At 46.9% G+C, this 12,709-nt stretch carries 14 protein-coding genes, 1 pseudogene and 1 other annotated feature; of the genes and pseudogenes, 5 read left to right on the forward strand and 10 right to left on the reverse strand.

All coding sequences use genetic code 11. The annotated features are described in order from the left end of the window. Window positions 1–2: 2 nt before the first annotated feature. From rsmD to ACFSUB_RS05505, 4 genes and pseudogenes are all read right to left on the reverse strand, one after another. A pseudogene (gene rsmD / locus ACFSUB_RS05490) lies at window positions 3–560 on the reverse strand (16S rRNA (guanine(966)-N(2))-methyltransferase RsmD); the annotation flags it as partial. 264 nt (window positions 561–824) lie between these two features. After that, a complete protein-coding gene (locus tag ACFSUB_RS05495) occupies window positions 825–2,015 on the reverse strand; it encodes an MFS transporter (protein ID WP_380712182.1) in 1,191 nt (396 codons plus the stop codon). Window positions 2,016–2,165: 150 nt separating this feature from the next. Beyond that, window positions 2,166–2,441: a YlbG family protein gene (locus ACFSUB_RS05500; protein WP_380712183.1), complete on the reverse strand. Its 276-nt coding sequence runs from the start codon at window positions 2,439–2,441 to the stop codon at window positions 2,166–2,168. A gap of 67 nt (window positions 2,442–2,508) precedes the next feature. Continuing rightward, window positions 2,509–3,297 (reverse strand): SDR family NAD(P)-dependent oxidoreductase, encoded by a 789-nt coding sequence (locus tag ACFSUB_RS05505; RefSeq protein ID WP_380712184.1) that lies wholly within the window; start codon window positions 3,295–3,297, stop codon window positions 2,509–2,511. 116 nt (window positions 3,298–3,413) lie between these two features. Further along, window positions 3,414–3,643 (forward strand) — a binding site (T-box leader). Window positions 3,644–3,698: 55 nt separating this feature from the next. Between ACFSUB_RS05505 and proB the strand changes: the two genes are divergently transcribed. Genes proB through proC form a run of 3 tightly spaced genes read left to right on the forward strand, consistent with a single transcriptional unit; the run spans window position 3,699 to window position 6,974 of the window. Then, complete coding sequence (proB, locus tag ACFSUB_RS05510) at window positions 3,699–4,817, forward strand: glutamate 5-kinase (RefSeq protein ID WP_380712185.1); 1,119 nt, start codon at window positions 3,699–3,701, stop codon at window positions 4,815–4,817. Between the two features lie 2 nt (window positions 4,818–4,819). Beyond that, the gene (locus ACFSUB_RS05515) at window positions 4,820–6,067 is read left to right on the forward strand and encodes a glutamate-5-semialdehyde dehydrogenase (RefSeq protein WP_380712186.1); all 1,248 of its coding nucleotides are present in this window, start codon (window positions 4,820–4,822) and stop codon (window positions 6,065–6,067) included. Between the two features lie 16 nt (window positions 6,068–6,083). Next, the gene (gene proC, locus ACFSUB_RS05520; protein ID WP_380712187.1) at window positions 6,084–6,974 is read left to right on the forward strand and encodes a pyrroline-5-carboxylate reductase; all 891 of its coding nucleotides are present in this window, start codon (window positions 6,084–6,086) and stop codon (window positions 6,972–6,974) included. Window positions 6,975–7,456: 482 nt separating this feature from the next. Here the strand turns inward: proC and ACFSUB_RS05525 are convergent, their stop codons facing one another. From ACFSUB_RS05525 to ACFSUB_RS05535, 3 genes are all read right to left on the reverse strand, one after another. Further along, window positions 7,457–8,824: an aspartate kinase gene (locus ACFSUB_RS05525; protein ID WP_380712188.1), complete on the reverse strand. Its 1,368-nt coding sequence runs from the start codon at window positions 8,822–8,824 to the stop codon at window positions 7,457–7,459. 196 nt (window positions 8,825–9,020) lie between these two features. After that, complete coding sequence (locus ACFSUB_RS05530) at window positions 9,021–9,356, reverse strand: hypothetical protein (protein ID WP_380712189.1); 336 nt, start codon at window positions 9,354–9,356, stop codon at window positions 9,021–9,023. After that, window positions 9,353–9,937 (reverse strand): nitroreductase family protein, encoded by a 585-nt coding sequence (locus tag ACFSUB_RS05535; RefSeq protein ID WP_380712191.1) that lies wholly within the window; start codon window positions 9,935–9,937, stop codon window positions 9,353–9,355. The genes ACFSUB_RS05530 and ACFSUB_RS05535 overlap by 4 nt, the downstream gene beginning before the upstream one ends. 236 nt (window positions 9,938–10,173) lie before the next feature. Between ACFSUB_RS05535 and ACFSUB_RS05540 the strand changes: the two genes are divergently transcribed. Both ACFSUB_RS05540 and cbpB read left to right on the forward strand, forming a co-directional pair. Further along, window positions 10,174–10,479: a MerR family transcriptional regulator gene (locus tag ACFSUB_RS05540; RefSeq protein ID WP_380712192.1), complete on the forward strand. Its 306-nt coding sequence runs from the start codon at window positions 10,174–10,176 to the stop codon at window positions 10,477–10,479. Window positions 10,480–10,641: 162 nt separating this feature from the next. Then, window positions 10,642–11,088, forward strand: a complete 447-nt coding sequence (gene cbpB / locus ACFSUB_RS05545) for a cyclic-di-AMP-binding protein CbpB (RefSeq protein WP_380712193.1) — start codon at window positions 10,642–10,644, stop codon at window positions 11,086–11,088. 129 nt (window positions 11,089–11,217) lie between these two features. Here the strand turns inward: cbpB and ACFSUB_RS05550 are convergent, their stop codons facing one another. Genes ACFSUB_RS05550 through ACFSUB_RS05560 form a run of 3 tightly spaced genes read right to left on the reverse strand, consistent with a single transcriptional unit; the run spans window position 11,218 to window position 12,590 of the window. Then, complete coding sequence (locus tag ACFSUB_RS05550; protein WP_380712194.1) at window positions 11,218–11,637, reverse strand: SRPBCC family protein; 420 nt, start codon at window positions 11,635–11,637, stop codon at window positions 11,218–11,220. A 26-nt stretch (window positions 11,638–11,663) separates the two neighbouring features. Further along, complete coding sequence (locus ACFSUB_RS05555) at window positions 11,664–12,122, reverse strand: YlbF family regulator (protein ID WP_380712195.1); 459 nt, start codon at window positions 12,120–12,122, stop codon at window positions 11,664–11,666. 57 nt (window positions 12,123–12,179) lie between these two features. Then, complete coding sequence (locus ACFSUB_RS05560) at window positions 12,180–12,590, reverse strand: hypothetical protein (protein ID WP_380712196.1); 411 nt, start codon at window positions 12,588–12,590, stop codon at window positions 12,180–12,182. Window positions 12,591–12,709: the final 119 nt, after the last annotated feature.

Raw genomic sequence — 12,709 nt, forward strand, 5'->3', positions numbered from 1 at the left:
CTTCATTCCGCCGTCCGGTAGATGGATATACTGGTATCCCCGTAATGCCGGACGACCTGTTGTTCCAATCGGCTGATGCGTTCGGGAAGTTCTGCAGCACTGGAATGTTCACAGATAACAGTTCCATTCTGTCGTAAAAGCTCTGCATCGGAAACAGTGCCGAGCAGCGCCGGAATAGGATGATCAGCATAAGGGGGATCCATAAAAATATAGTCAAAGGACCTTTTTCGTTTCGCAAGAGCAGCAAGCGCCCGTTTTGCTTCATTTCGGTATACTTCCGTCTGCTCTTCCACTCCCGCCCCTTGAAGATTCTGCTTGATCACCCGTACAGCCTGAGGATGCTTGTCCACAAATACAGCCTGTTCCATCCCCCTGCTCAACGCTTCGATTCCAAGGCTTCCTGTACCGGCATAAAGGTCCAGTACAGCTCCTCCCTCAAAATACGGACCGATTAATTGAAATAAAGCTTCCTTCACTTTATCAGAAGTCGGCCTTGTTTTCATTCCTTGGACCGCTTTCAACGATTTTCCTTTGTATTTTCCTGAAACAACCCGCATATCAGCGCATCCCTTTCGTCGATGTCGTTCTTATCCTACCATACAACAACAAACGGTCCAACAACAGTATTTGATACTTTTTCCCGTATTCATGTATAGTTTGATAAAATTACGTACACAATGAGAAACAGCAGCATGAATCCGTGCTGCTGACAACCGCGGAGAAGACTTACGTTTCCCCATAAGTTCTTCCTCCGGTTTCTCCTCTCCCATAGTCCGTCATGGTACGGACGGGCTGTTCCTTCTACCCTGAGGAACAGCCTTTTTTTATTTACTTCCCAGTACAGGAACAACCTGCTTTCTCATTAGAACTATGCCGATAAAAAGAAGCAAAGCCGACATGATAAACAAACTTCTTATTCCTGTCACTCCGGCAATAACACCTCCGATCATCGGACCCAGCATGTTACCAAGGAACAAAAAGCTGTTCGAAAAACCGTACGTCCTGCTTTCCATCCCTTCAGGTGCCAGCTGTCGTATCAACGTGTTGGCAGCAGGGAGCAGTCCTCCGAGACAAAGGCCTGTAAAAAACCTCATGGTAATAAGCTGCCACAGTTCGGTGACAAAGGCCTGCGGAATGGAAAACAGAAAAGCGCCGATCAACGAACCGTACAACACATAATGCGCACCCTTTTGGTCACTCCATTTCCCGAGCTTGGGAGAAGCCAGCATATTTGCAAAGCCCATCGACGACACAGCCAGACCGGCAAAGAAAGCACTGTTTATCCCGCCGCTTAAATCTTCCACAAATAAAGAAACAAGCGGATTTATGCCGACGAGTCCAAACTGAATAACAAAGATAATAGCATAAATGGAAGGAATCGGCCGGATCCGGGCGATCGTTTTAAAATCATCCATCGTGCTTGTTTTCTCTTCATGAATCGGAGGAGTGAAATCTTCTTTCACAAAAAATAAAACCGTCAAAGCGGCAGCGGCAATCGCTATTCCTGTAATATTAAAAATCATCCGGAATCCGATGACTTCGGCCATAATCCCTCCAAAAAGAGGGCCGCAGATGCTTCCGGCCACCGCTCCCGCCTGCAAAATACCAAGAGCACGACCAACGTATTCTTTTGGGGTATTCGTGGAAACAAGAGCAATGGAAGCCGGATTAAAGCCCGATATCGTTCCGTTCAGGAGGCGGAAGAAGAAGAGGCTCCAAGGGCCGGAGGCAAAACCCATCAGTATCATAACAACTGCCATCCCAAAACCGGAGCGAAGCACCATCAACCTCCTGCCGTGCCTGTCCGCAAGCCTCCCCCATAAAGGAGAGACGAGAAACGCGCTGAAAAAATTAATGCCGAAAATAAGTCCCGCCCATGTACTTACTTTGGCAGGATCAGTGATTCCAAGTTCCTGCAGGTAAAGCGGGAGAAAAGGCACAATCATTGTCATCGCAGCCATGACAATAAAAATCGAAGCCGTAAGAATATATAAATTCTTCTTCCAATCGATCATTTCCTGTTCCCTTCTTTCTATTCCTGTCATTCTATAATAAATAGAACAACCTCTCAAATGAAGAGAACAAAAAAGAAACGCTTCCGACTATCATTTCTTGATAATCGAAAGCGTGTTTTCCCTTCAGGGATTGATTTGTCCCCGATTTTCTTACAGGCCCGTATTGTAATGGTAATCCTGTTCCTTTGGCTTGACGGGGCCGCTGAACTCGGTTCGGATTTCCGGTTTTCGGGATTTTTCGGTTTTATCAACAAAAGACAGGGCCTCTACTTTTTGTATTACGTCATCAACGTCTGATTGATTACAGTACAACACAGCATATTTAAAACGTTTGGATACATAGTAAACGACTCCGTATCTGCGCAGGTGGCGCACATTTTTGGTGGAACGGAGCCAGACGGCGATCCCTGTTCGTGGTGTAAGCATTCGTCCGCCCCCTTTAACAGTAATATATTTTCAGGATAGCACGAACTATGCCGGGCGGCAAGCTGCTTCATTTCTTTTGAAACCAGTGCTTCCCCGCTTTTTCTATCAATCCGGGACACACCTGGTAAAGGCGGGCCGCAGCATCCATCCACCAGGGCATGTTCAGTTCCCGGCGGGGCCGAGTGATGAGTTTCAGAATGCGTTCAGCTGTTCTGCCGGCATCCAGCATCCAAGGGCCTGCCGATTTTTCATATTGTCCCGAACGGTCGGCTTTTTGAATAAACGGCGTCCGCACCGGCCCGGTATTGACAACAGAAACATACACTCCAAATTCCCGGGCTTCCTGCCGCAGTGCATTGCTGAAACCGATGATTCCATGCTTGGAGGCCGCATAGACAGAAGCTTTCGGCGTCGCGATTTTACCGGCCTGCGATCCAATGTTAATAATGAGACCGCGACGCTGTTTTTTCATAATCGGAAGCACCTGTTTGGTCATGAAAAAAGGGCCTGAAATATTAACATGCAACATCCTGGCTGCGTCTTCTGCATCGAGGTCATCGGCCGCAGAAAAAACTCCGGCGCCCGCGTTATTGATAACAACATCCAGTTCATCCACTTCTTCCATCATACCCGCCACTACCTTTTGACAGGAAGCTTCGTTCGTAATGTCTGCCGGATATATCGTGCATTTCTTCCCTTCCTGATGCAGGCTTTCCTGAAGTTCGGCCAATGCTTCCCGGGAACGGGCAGTCAATAACGGGTGATGCCCTTTTCGTGCAGCGCGGACAGCGAGTTCTTTCCCTATCCCGCTCGATGCACCGGTGATCAGTATCGTTTTCGGCCGTTTCTGCACCATCCAGTCTCTCCCTCCTGTACTTTTCTTTCACTTTATCACTCGTATGACTTGACAAACAAATTCCATGTTTCAGATAATAAGAAGTAGCATAGTAAATATAACAACAGGCGGACAATATAAAGGCTTTGAAAGGGAATAGTAGAAAATACCGCGTTTCCAGTACAGAGAGCGGGGGGAGAGGCTGAAACCCCGGCACGGAAAAGCTGTTTTTCGAACCCGCCCTGGAGCTGCCGGGGAATGAACCCGGCCGGTACTTTTCCGATACAAAAAGATAGAGAGAGACGGACGTGTAAGGTTCGTCTAATAAAGGTGGTACCGCGGGAAAACGTACTCTTCCGTCCTTTTGATTGAAGGATGGAAGAGTTTTTTTATGTTGTTCATTACGTATTCGGAGGATGACAATGAAGAAAGAACGAGTCGTCATAAAAATCGGCAGCAGCTCCCTTACCGCTGACGGAGGCGGACTGAGCCGTTCGAAACTGCTGGAGTTTGTAGAGGCTGCTTCGGCTTTGCATCAGGACGGACATCAGGTTGTTTTAATTTCTTCCGGTGCAGTTGCGGCTGGGTTCTCGGGACTGAAATATCCCACCCGGCCCGTCACGCTTGCCGGAAAACAAGCTGCGGCCGCTGTCGGACAGGGGCGGTTAATGCAGGCTTACACAGAGGCATTCCGTCATTATCAGATTGAAACCGGCCAGATTCTTTTGACAAGGGACAATTTCTCTAATAAATCGCAGTATCAAAATGCCTATTCCACATTAACCGAACTTCTTCAACGCGGCGTTCTGCCGATCATCAATGAAAATGATTCCATTGCCGTTGATGAACTGACGTTTGGAGATAATGACATGCTTTCCGCTCTTGTGGGAGGGCTGATTCATGCTGAATGCCTGATGATTATCACCGATATTAACGGCATTTATGATGCCAACCCGAGCACCGACCCAAACGCCAAACGATATCATTTTTTATCGGAGATAGAAGATGAACAATTTGAACAGGCGGGAGGAAGCGGAAGTGCTGTCGGAACCGGAGGGATGAAATCTAAACTTCAGGCAGCAAAAACCGGTCTTTCTCTGGGACTGCGGGCGTTTATCGGGAAAGCCGAAGGACCTTCTTCATTCCAGGATATTCTTGCCGGAAAGGGAGACGGGACCTACATCGGATTCCCAGGGCGTTTCGTGCTGAACAGCAAAAAGCAGTGGCTCGCCCTTCACTCGCTGCCGGCTGGTGAACTTATCGTAGATGACGGCGCGCGGACGGCCCTTCTTCAAAAAGGAAGAAGCCTGCTCCCTGCCGGTATTTTGGAAGTACACGGACGTTTTGAAAAAGCAAGCGTGGTAGAGGTAAAAGACAACCGGGGAAACCTTATCGGCAAAGGACAGGTCAACATGTCCGCCGACGAAATTAAGGACATCAAAGGAAAGTCCTCCCAGGAAGCTGTGGAACGGACAGAAACACAAAGAGCAGAAGTTATTCACCGGGATGAATGGGTCCCGTCAGAAAAGGAGAGAAAATGATAATGAGTATGATGATTGACCAGGGAAAAAGAGCCAAAGAAGCTTCCGCTGCTGCTGCCCTTTTATCCTCAAATGAAAAAAATGAACTGCTGCGCGTGATGGCCGCTCAACTGGAAGAGGATATACCAGCCATTCTGGCCGAAAACGAAAAAGATCTTAAAGCCGGTGAGGAAAATGGGATTTCCACCGCCCTCATGGACCGCCTCCGCCTATCTGAAACCAGAATCAAGGGAATGGCGGAAGGATTCCGGCAGGTGGCAGCACTCAAAGACCCGATTGGACAGGAGATGGAATCCTGGAGCCGGCCAAATGACCTACACATTCAAAAGGTTCGTGTGCCGCTTGGCGTCGCCGGTATTATATACGAAGCTCGCCCGAATGTGACCGCAGATGCCGCCGCTTTATGTTTAAAAACCGGTAACGCCGCCTTTTTACGCGGAAGCTCTTCTGCCTACTATTCCAACGCAGCGATTGTCGCTTCTATTCACACTGCACTTGCTGCCAGCAGCATGTCCAAAGAAATGGTCCAGCTGGCTGAGGACACCTCAAGAGAAGCAGCTTCAGATCTGTTCACCATGAACGACTACCTCGACGTTCTCATACCAAGAGGCGGCGCCGGTCTTATTCAGACCGTCGTACAGCAGTCTTCCGTCCCGGTACTCGAAACGGGGGTCGGCAACTGCCATGTTTTTATCGATGAAAGTGCCGAAGAAGATATGGCCGTTCGGATAGCAGTGAACGCCAAAACCGACCGTCCATCGGTTTGCAATGCAGCGGAAACGATTCTCGTGCAGGAAAACTGGGCAGAAAAACATGGTAAAAAGCTGATAGAAGCACTTCACGCTGAAGGAGTCGAAATCCGGGGAGATCATTATATTCAATCGCTTCATCCAGATGTTAAGCGGGCCTCTGAACAGGACTGGGAGGAAGAATTTCTCGATTTGACCGCCGCTGTAAAAATCGTGAAAAATCCGGAAGAAGCCGTTGCCCACATCAAACAGTACGGAACGGGACATTCCGAAGCCATCGTTACAGAAAATACGGAGCACAAGCATTATTTTTATAATCAGCTTGATGCTGCTGTTCTTTACCACAATGCCTCCACTCGTTTTACGGATGGATTTGAATTCGGATTCGGCGCGGAGATCGGAGTCAGCACGCAGAAACTGCATGCCCGTGGTCCAATGGGACTCGAAGCATTGACGTCCTTTAAATATCTCGTAGACGGCTCCGGCCAGATTAAGGAATAGGGGGTTCATAAACGATATGGACAAGAAAATCGCATTTATCGGTGCAGGATCAATGGCAGAATCCATCATCGGCGGTCTCATCGCCGATGGACTGCTGCCGCCGCACTATATCCTGGCTTCCAATCATTCCAATGAGGCTCGTTTAGCCCACTTAAAAGAAACCTATGGCATCCGCCCTTTTTCTGACAGCGCCGAAGCTGCTGCAGAAGCAGACATTGTTATTCTGTCCATCAAACCAAAACAACTCGAAGATGCCCTGCAGGCTGCCGCTCCCGGATTAACAAAAGACAAAGTAATCTTTTCCGTGCTCGCCGGCATAAAAACCAACCAGATTGAAGAGCAGCTGCATCATAACAATCCGGTTATACGTGTAATGCCAAATACCTCGGCCAAAGTGGGACAATCATCCACCGCTCTGGCAAAGGGGGTACATGCCCGGGACGAGCACCTGCAGGCGGCTTCTGAATTGTTCTCTGCTATTGGAACGGCTGTCGTCGTGAAAGAAGAAGATATGAACGCGGTTACCGGTATAGCCGGAAGCGGGCCCGCCTACTTCTATTACTTTGCCGAAGCCATGGAACAGGCAGCGGCGGCATCCGGCCTCCCGAAAGAAGAAGCCCGGGATTTGATCATTCAAACCATGTTCGGCGCAGCAGTCCGGATGCGTGAATCAGGTCAAACCTCCGCGGAACTTTACCAGGAAGTACGCAGCCCCGGCGGAACGACAGAAGCTGCCTTTCAGGAAATGGAAAAACATAACCTTCAGGATGCATTCAAAAAAAGCGTACAGGCAGCCATATCCCGCTCTGCTGCCCTGGGAGAACAAAACAGCCCCCCGGATTCTCCTGATACAGGGATGAACAACGCAGACATGCCACCCAACAGTAAAAGGAGCCTGGGACAATAAGGGAAGATGGCAGTGTGAATGCGTACAATATCTGATATCAGATGAAGGGTCGTTAATACAACGTAGTCAAATCCTTCGACTCCTTCCCAGAACAATCCACATCTCGACATCCCGCAGAATGCGAAACAAAAATTCCGAACGATTTCATGTTGAATCGTTCGGAATTTTTTCATTGTCAATGGCTTTATTCCAGTCTCTTTGTTTGGAAGTCTTTTTGCGGAAACAGGATCTTTCGACGCTAAAAGCCGGCCTCCGACATTTAGTGTCCGCAGACCGGCTGCTCATAAAAGGGCTGATCTTTCAGAACAACGGACGTTCTTCTGAATACACGAAAATTTAAGATTTCCACCGTGCCTTCATTCTATGAAGCCTTATCCTGGACATGTCGGCAAATACTTTCTTTCCCTGCTGTAAAACAGACCTCCCTTTATCAGGAAGGCCTTCTCTGCCAGGTTCTCTGTCCCGGCTTCATTTTGTATTGTTTACTGCAGCACTTCTTTTGTGCTGAAAAATTCTTCATACAGTCCACGGATGGCTTTATCTACATTTTCGTCATGAATACCAAACGCGAGGGACACTTCTGAAGATCCCTGGTTAATCATCTCTATATTTACACCCTGTTCGGACATTGCTTTTGTAGCTCTTGCTGCAATGCCGACCGTTTCATGCATGCCTTCGCCGACGAGCATAATCATCGCGAAGTCTTTTTCAAAATAAACATCATCAGCATAAAGTTCATTTTTAATACGATGGAGAATACGTTCTTCTTTCTCCGGGTTTAATTGATCTTTTTCCACTATCACCGATGTATCATCAATACCCGAAGGAATATGTTCATAGGAAATATCTTCATCTTCAAGAATACCAAGGAGTCTGCGTCCAAAACCGACTTCCCGGTTCATTAAGTATTTCCTTACATAAATGGTACTGAAGCCTTTATCTGCTGCGATGCCGATCACCGGATTCATGGCATATTCCCGTTCATTAATGATCATCGTGCCATCTGCAGATGGGTTGTTCGTATTTTTCACGCAGACGGGGATATTGCTTTTGAACGCCGGGATCAGCGCTTCATCATGGAAAACGCCGAATCCTGCATAGGACAGTTCCCGCATTTCGCGGAAGGTCATCCGTTTAATAGAACATGGATTGTCCACTACCGTCGGGTTAGCAGCGAATACAGAATCCACGTCAGTAAAGTTTTCATACAGCGACGCCTGAACTCCGGCTGCCACGATGGAACCGGTAATATCCGATCCGCCTCTTGGAAACGTGACCAGTCCGCCTTCTTTGGAATAACCAAAAAATCCCGGAATAATGGAAATGCCGTCCCGTTCCCTTAAGGAATACAGGTGATCATAGGCTTCATCGAGAATCTGTGCGTTTCCAGGGGTGTCACTGACAAGCAGACCGGCTTCCTGCGGATTTACGTATTCCGAAACAAAACCGATGCTCTGCAGATACCGGGCGATTACCTTTGCATTGTTATCTTCCCCGGCTGCTTTCATCTGATCCATAAAACGCCCGCTGTCCGACGCGTCACAGGCCAGCCGGTTTCTTATATCATCCTCAATTGTTTTCACAATGTCGTTACTCAGCCCGAGCCCTTCTGTAATGCTGCGGTAACGCTCTACTACCAGCTGCAGCGTTTCCTCCGCGGAGCCGTGTTCAAGAAAGGTTTCCCCGAGCTCTATCAATAAATCCGTTACCTTCCTGTCTTTATCACTGCGTTTACCCGGCGCAGAAACCACGACGAATTTGCGCTCGGTGTCCGACGTAATAATGTCCGATACTTTTTTTATCTGCTCTGCATCAGCTAATGAACTTCCACCAAACTTTGCTACTTTCATCTTCGTCTTTACAACTCCTACATATCATAATATCGGGCTATCTTTTAGTTGCTGAAATAAGCTTATCATATGATCCGGAAGCGGACAAAACTGTTTTGTTATCCTCTCCCTCCGTCCTTGGGGATATAACCTCGTGAGGCGTTATCATTTTGAATGCACGCTGTATCTATCATTCATTCTAGTATGTACTGCTTCATTATGGATCCCAGACATCACTGCTCCATTTGCTTGGCTGGAGACCGGTGAGTTTTAAAAGCGCTTCGTTAATGGTGACATTTTCTTCTGTCAAACTACTGGAAGTGCAGGAAGATGCCGGTTCATACCCTTCTCTGGAGGCGTCTCCGTAGGTTGCTTCCTCCAGATAATTGCTGAGTTTTGCATCATTAAAACAAGGAGGACTGACATAAATTTGATTCGTATGATCAAGAATTACACGTACATTAGTGGGAGCCTGCAGCTGCACCGGAATGAAGAATCCGGACAGAATCAATGCAGCAGCAAGTCCCGTACATATCATCATCCATTTTCTCATGTTTTAGACTCCGCTTTATCGACCCAGGTTATGCTTTCATCCAGGTCTCTGTGCTGACGCTTTGGAATCTCCTGCGGATACCCGGCATACAACACAGCTGCAGCACTCTCTTCTTCGCCGGCCCCGATAATGTTATGAAGCTCCTGATCCTGCACAAGAGCACCGGTTGACCATTTCGACCCAACGCCTTCCGCCCAAAGAGCAAGCATAAAGTTCTCCACCGCACAGGCAACAGCCGCGTAGTCTTCCTTTTCACGGACGGGGTCCACGCTGTAACGATGGGCCGTGACAACAATCACCAGAGGCAGTTCGTTAATATATTCATAGGCGGCTTTCCCCGCCTTTTTAGCATGATCGGATTCTTTATCCAAAAATCCTTCCCACTTCATTTCCTTCTTCCGCTGTGCCAGTTTTTCTTTTGCTTCATCCTGCAGTACGTAAAAATGCCACGGCTGCGTCATTTTATGATTTGGTGCATGCACAGCACACTCCAGCGCTTTTCGTATCAATGCCGGCTCAACACTGTCTTTTTTAAACTTATATATCGTTCTTCTCGTAAGCAGTCCTTCCTGTAAATCCATAGTCTCTCACCCTTCCACTCGGTTCTTACTTTTATTATAACCCGATTACCTTTCATTTCCCAGCCGTTCCTGTTATTCAAACAAACCTTCCTGATATTTTCATGAGTATCAGACAACATGTTAATTTTCTTTTTCTATATATGTTAGTTTTTCTAACATATATGATTTCTTTTTCTTTTGTATGTGATATATTTGTACATAAGAAAATGAGTTACAGAAAAAAGGAGTGCATGCCTATGTCTTCCTACAAAGATAAGAAAGTTATCACAATTGGTGTAATGAGTGAACTTACAGGATTATCGGAACGGAAAATCCGCTATTACGAAGAACGGAAACTCATCTTTCCCGATCGTACAAAAGGCGGCACCCGCAAATACTCTTTTGATGATGTGGAACGCCTGATTGAGATTGCCGACAAGATGGAAGACGGAATGCAGACATTTGATATCCGCCGGATGGAACAGAAAAAGCTGCCTAAAAAAGAACTTCGGGAAAGAATGCTCCGCGGTCAGCTGAATGCCGCTTTTAATATGAGAAAATAAAATATTTTCTCATATTCTCCACTCCTCCTCGGGAAACCGCTTGCATTTAACTTGACATTCCTGCAGCTTCCTTCTACTATTATAATTGGTTGTATTATTGAACCTCGTCTGCCTGCGAGCCGCTTTCTTTTAGTTGTCTTATTATCTTAAGGAAAGAAAGTGATGATATTGCTTCAAACATTAAAAAACAGTCAAATTACGGATCATGAGATTCTCCAGCTGATGATCCCCCAGGAAAAAGTGGCACATGTTCAGTCGAATCATCCACTTGATCATGCCCTGCTTGTACTTATTAAATCCGGATACACCGCTATTCCCGTCCTGGACCCGGAGTATAAAGTTCAGGGGCAGGTGGGCAAAGCTCAGATTCTCGATTCCATTCTTGGAATGGAACGTATTGAGATGGACCGGCTGCATGATTATTCTGTTTCCGATGTGATGACAGAAAAAGTTCCACGCATGAAACAGGATGAAACCTTTGGAAAAGCATTGATGCTCTCCATTAATCATCCTTTTGTATGCATCGAAGACGAGGACCGGTCTTTTATCGGTATTATGACACGCCGCTCGATCCTCGCCCTTATTCACCGTCACCTGGAAAAAATCTAGCAGCCAAGCCCCTTTGCCCAGCGCAGCTGCCGCGAATAGAATATTATAAAGAAACGCTTCCGAAGCTGTCGGAAGCGTTTCTTTATAATGTAGAGAGCATAATGATCAGGTTTCTCTTTTCTCTTTTTCCTACTTGAATATTTTCAGAAGTTCCCGTTTCCGCTGCGTGAACATCCACTGCAGTACCGGTTTTATGAAAGATACCGGCACCCTGCTTTCGAATGAAATGTAGTCCGTCACTCCTGTGAACATATCAAGAGTATGTAGGGAATGGTAATGCTTCCAGCTGATCAACGGAAAAGGCGGGGAAACAGCTTCATCAATGAAATAATCCGGTTCCCGCCGCTCTGTAATCAAAGCATTCCAGGTGAGCAGCATTCCTGCTGTTCGAATATCAATATGGATTTTCTGATCAGCATCTCCACGTCTCACCGTGATGCCGCCTGGTTTCGTTATCTTTTCCAAATTCACAGGATCATCAAAAAACTGCCAGACGTCATATCGATCAGCTGGTAAAAGCGTTTGATACACAAACGTTCCATGAAACATAAACCAGTCCCCTTTCCAGCATTTGATCAGGAACAGCCGCAGCTTCCTCCTGATCCACATCCGCCACCGGAACCACAGGATCCTCCAGACGCATCTTCAAAGTAAGGATTGTTTCCCGGAAGTTTAATGGTCGGTGAAACAATGCCGGCCGCTTCTCCGCATACTTCATCGAGCAGTTCTTCAAGTTCACGCTCGGCTCTGCGGTATTCAGCGACAGTATCATGCATATCCATTTCCCTTTTAACCGAGCGGACTTCCCTGGATATAGTTTTATAATCCGGGTGGTATTTACCGAACCGCTGAACTTCATCATATTTATCTTTCACGTCTGTGAAATTCTTTATCAGTTTCTGGGCCTCTTTGTCATTATCCATTCTGTCCCGTGCTTCATTATATTGATGATAGACATCAGATTGAATAATCATTTCTCCCAGCTGCTGCGACTCTTCCAGTATGTTAACAGGCGTTGAAACAACTGCAGACATAAAAACACCTCCAATTCTCAGTATAACATGAGTGATACCTCTAATTGAAGGTACAGTTTAGGAAGATGGAATCTCCACTTCAAATGACGCAGTATCTTTGTTCGAAGAGTTCTGATAAGAAATCGGCTCAATCGTAATTTCGTGCTTCCCGGGAGGTAAATGCTTCAGTACAAAAGCTGCCTGTCCCATCTTTGCTGCCGTTTTCCCGTCGATTTTCACACGAAGAAAACCGTGTCCCTTCTTTTCATTCTCAGCGAGTGGAAAATCCGGAAGGACGCACTCCACATACACATGCTGCTTCTTTATTTTATACTGAAGGTTCCAGTTCTCTGGTTCCATCTGCTGCTCCGCCCCGACAGGAATGGTCCGGACCTCGAGACTGTTTGTCTTTTCCGGAACGGCTGCGGCATGAAAAGTTGGAACAACCCCGATCATGACAACCACTGCCAGAGCCAGAATGTATTTCATGTAAAAACCTCCCTTTACCCTGTAGTATGCGGCAAAGAAAGGTTTTTAAACATAATGCCTTTTTGTTTTTTACAGGTCCCGTTGTTCATACCGTGCTGCATGGTTCCATGTATAATTTC

It is taken from the genome of Salibacterium lacus (assembly GCF_042684865.1).
GTDB lineage: Bacteria > Bacillota > Bacilli > Bacillales > Marinococcaceae > Salibacterium > Salibacterium lacus.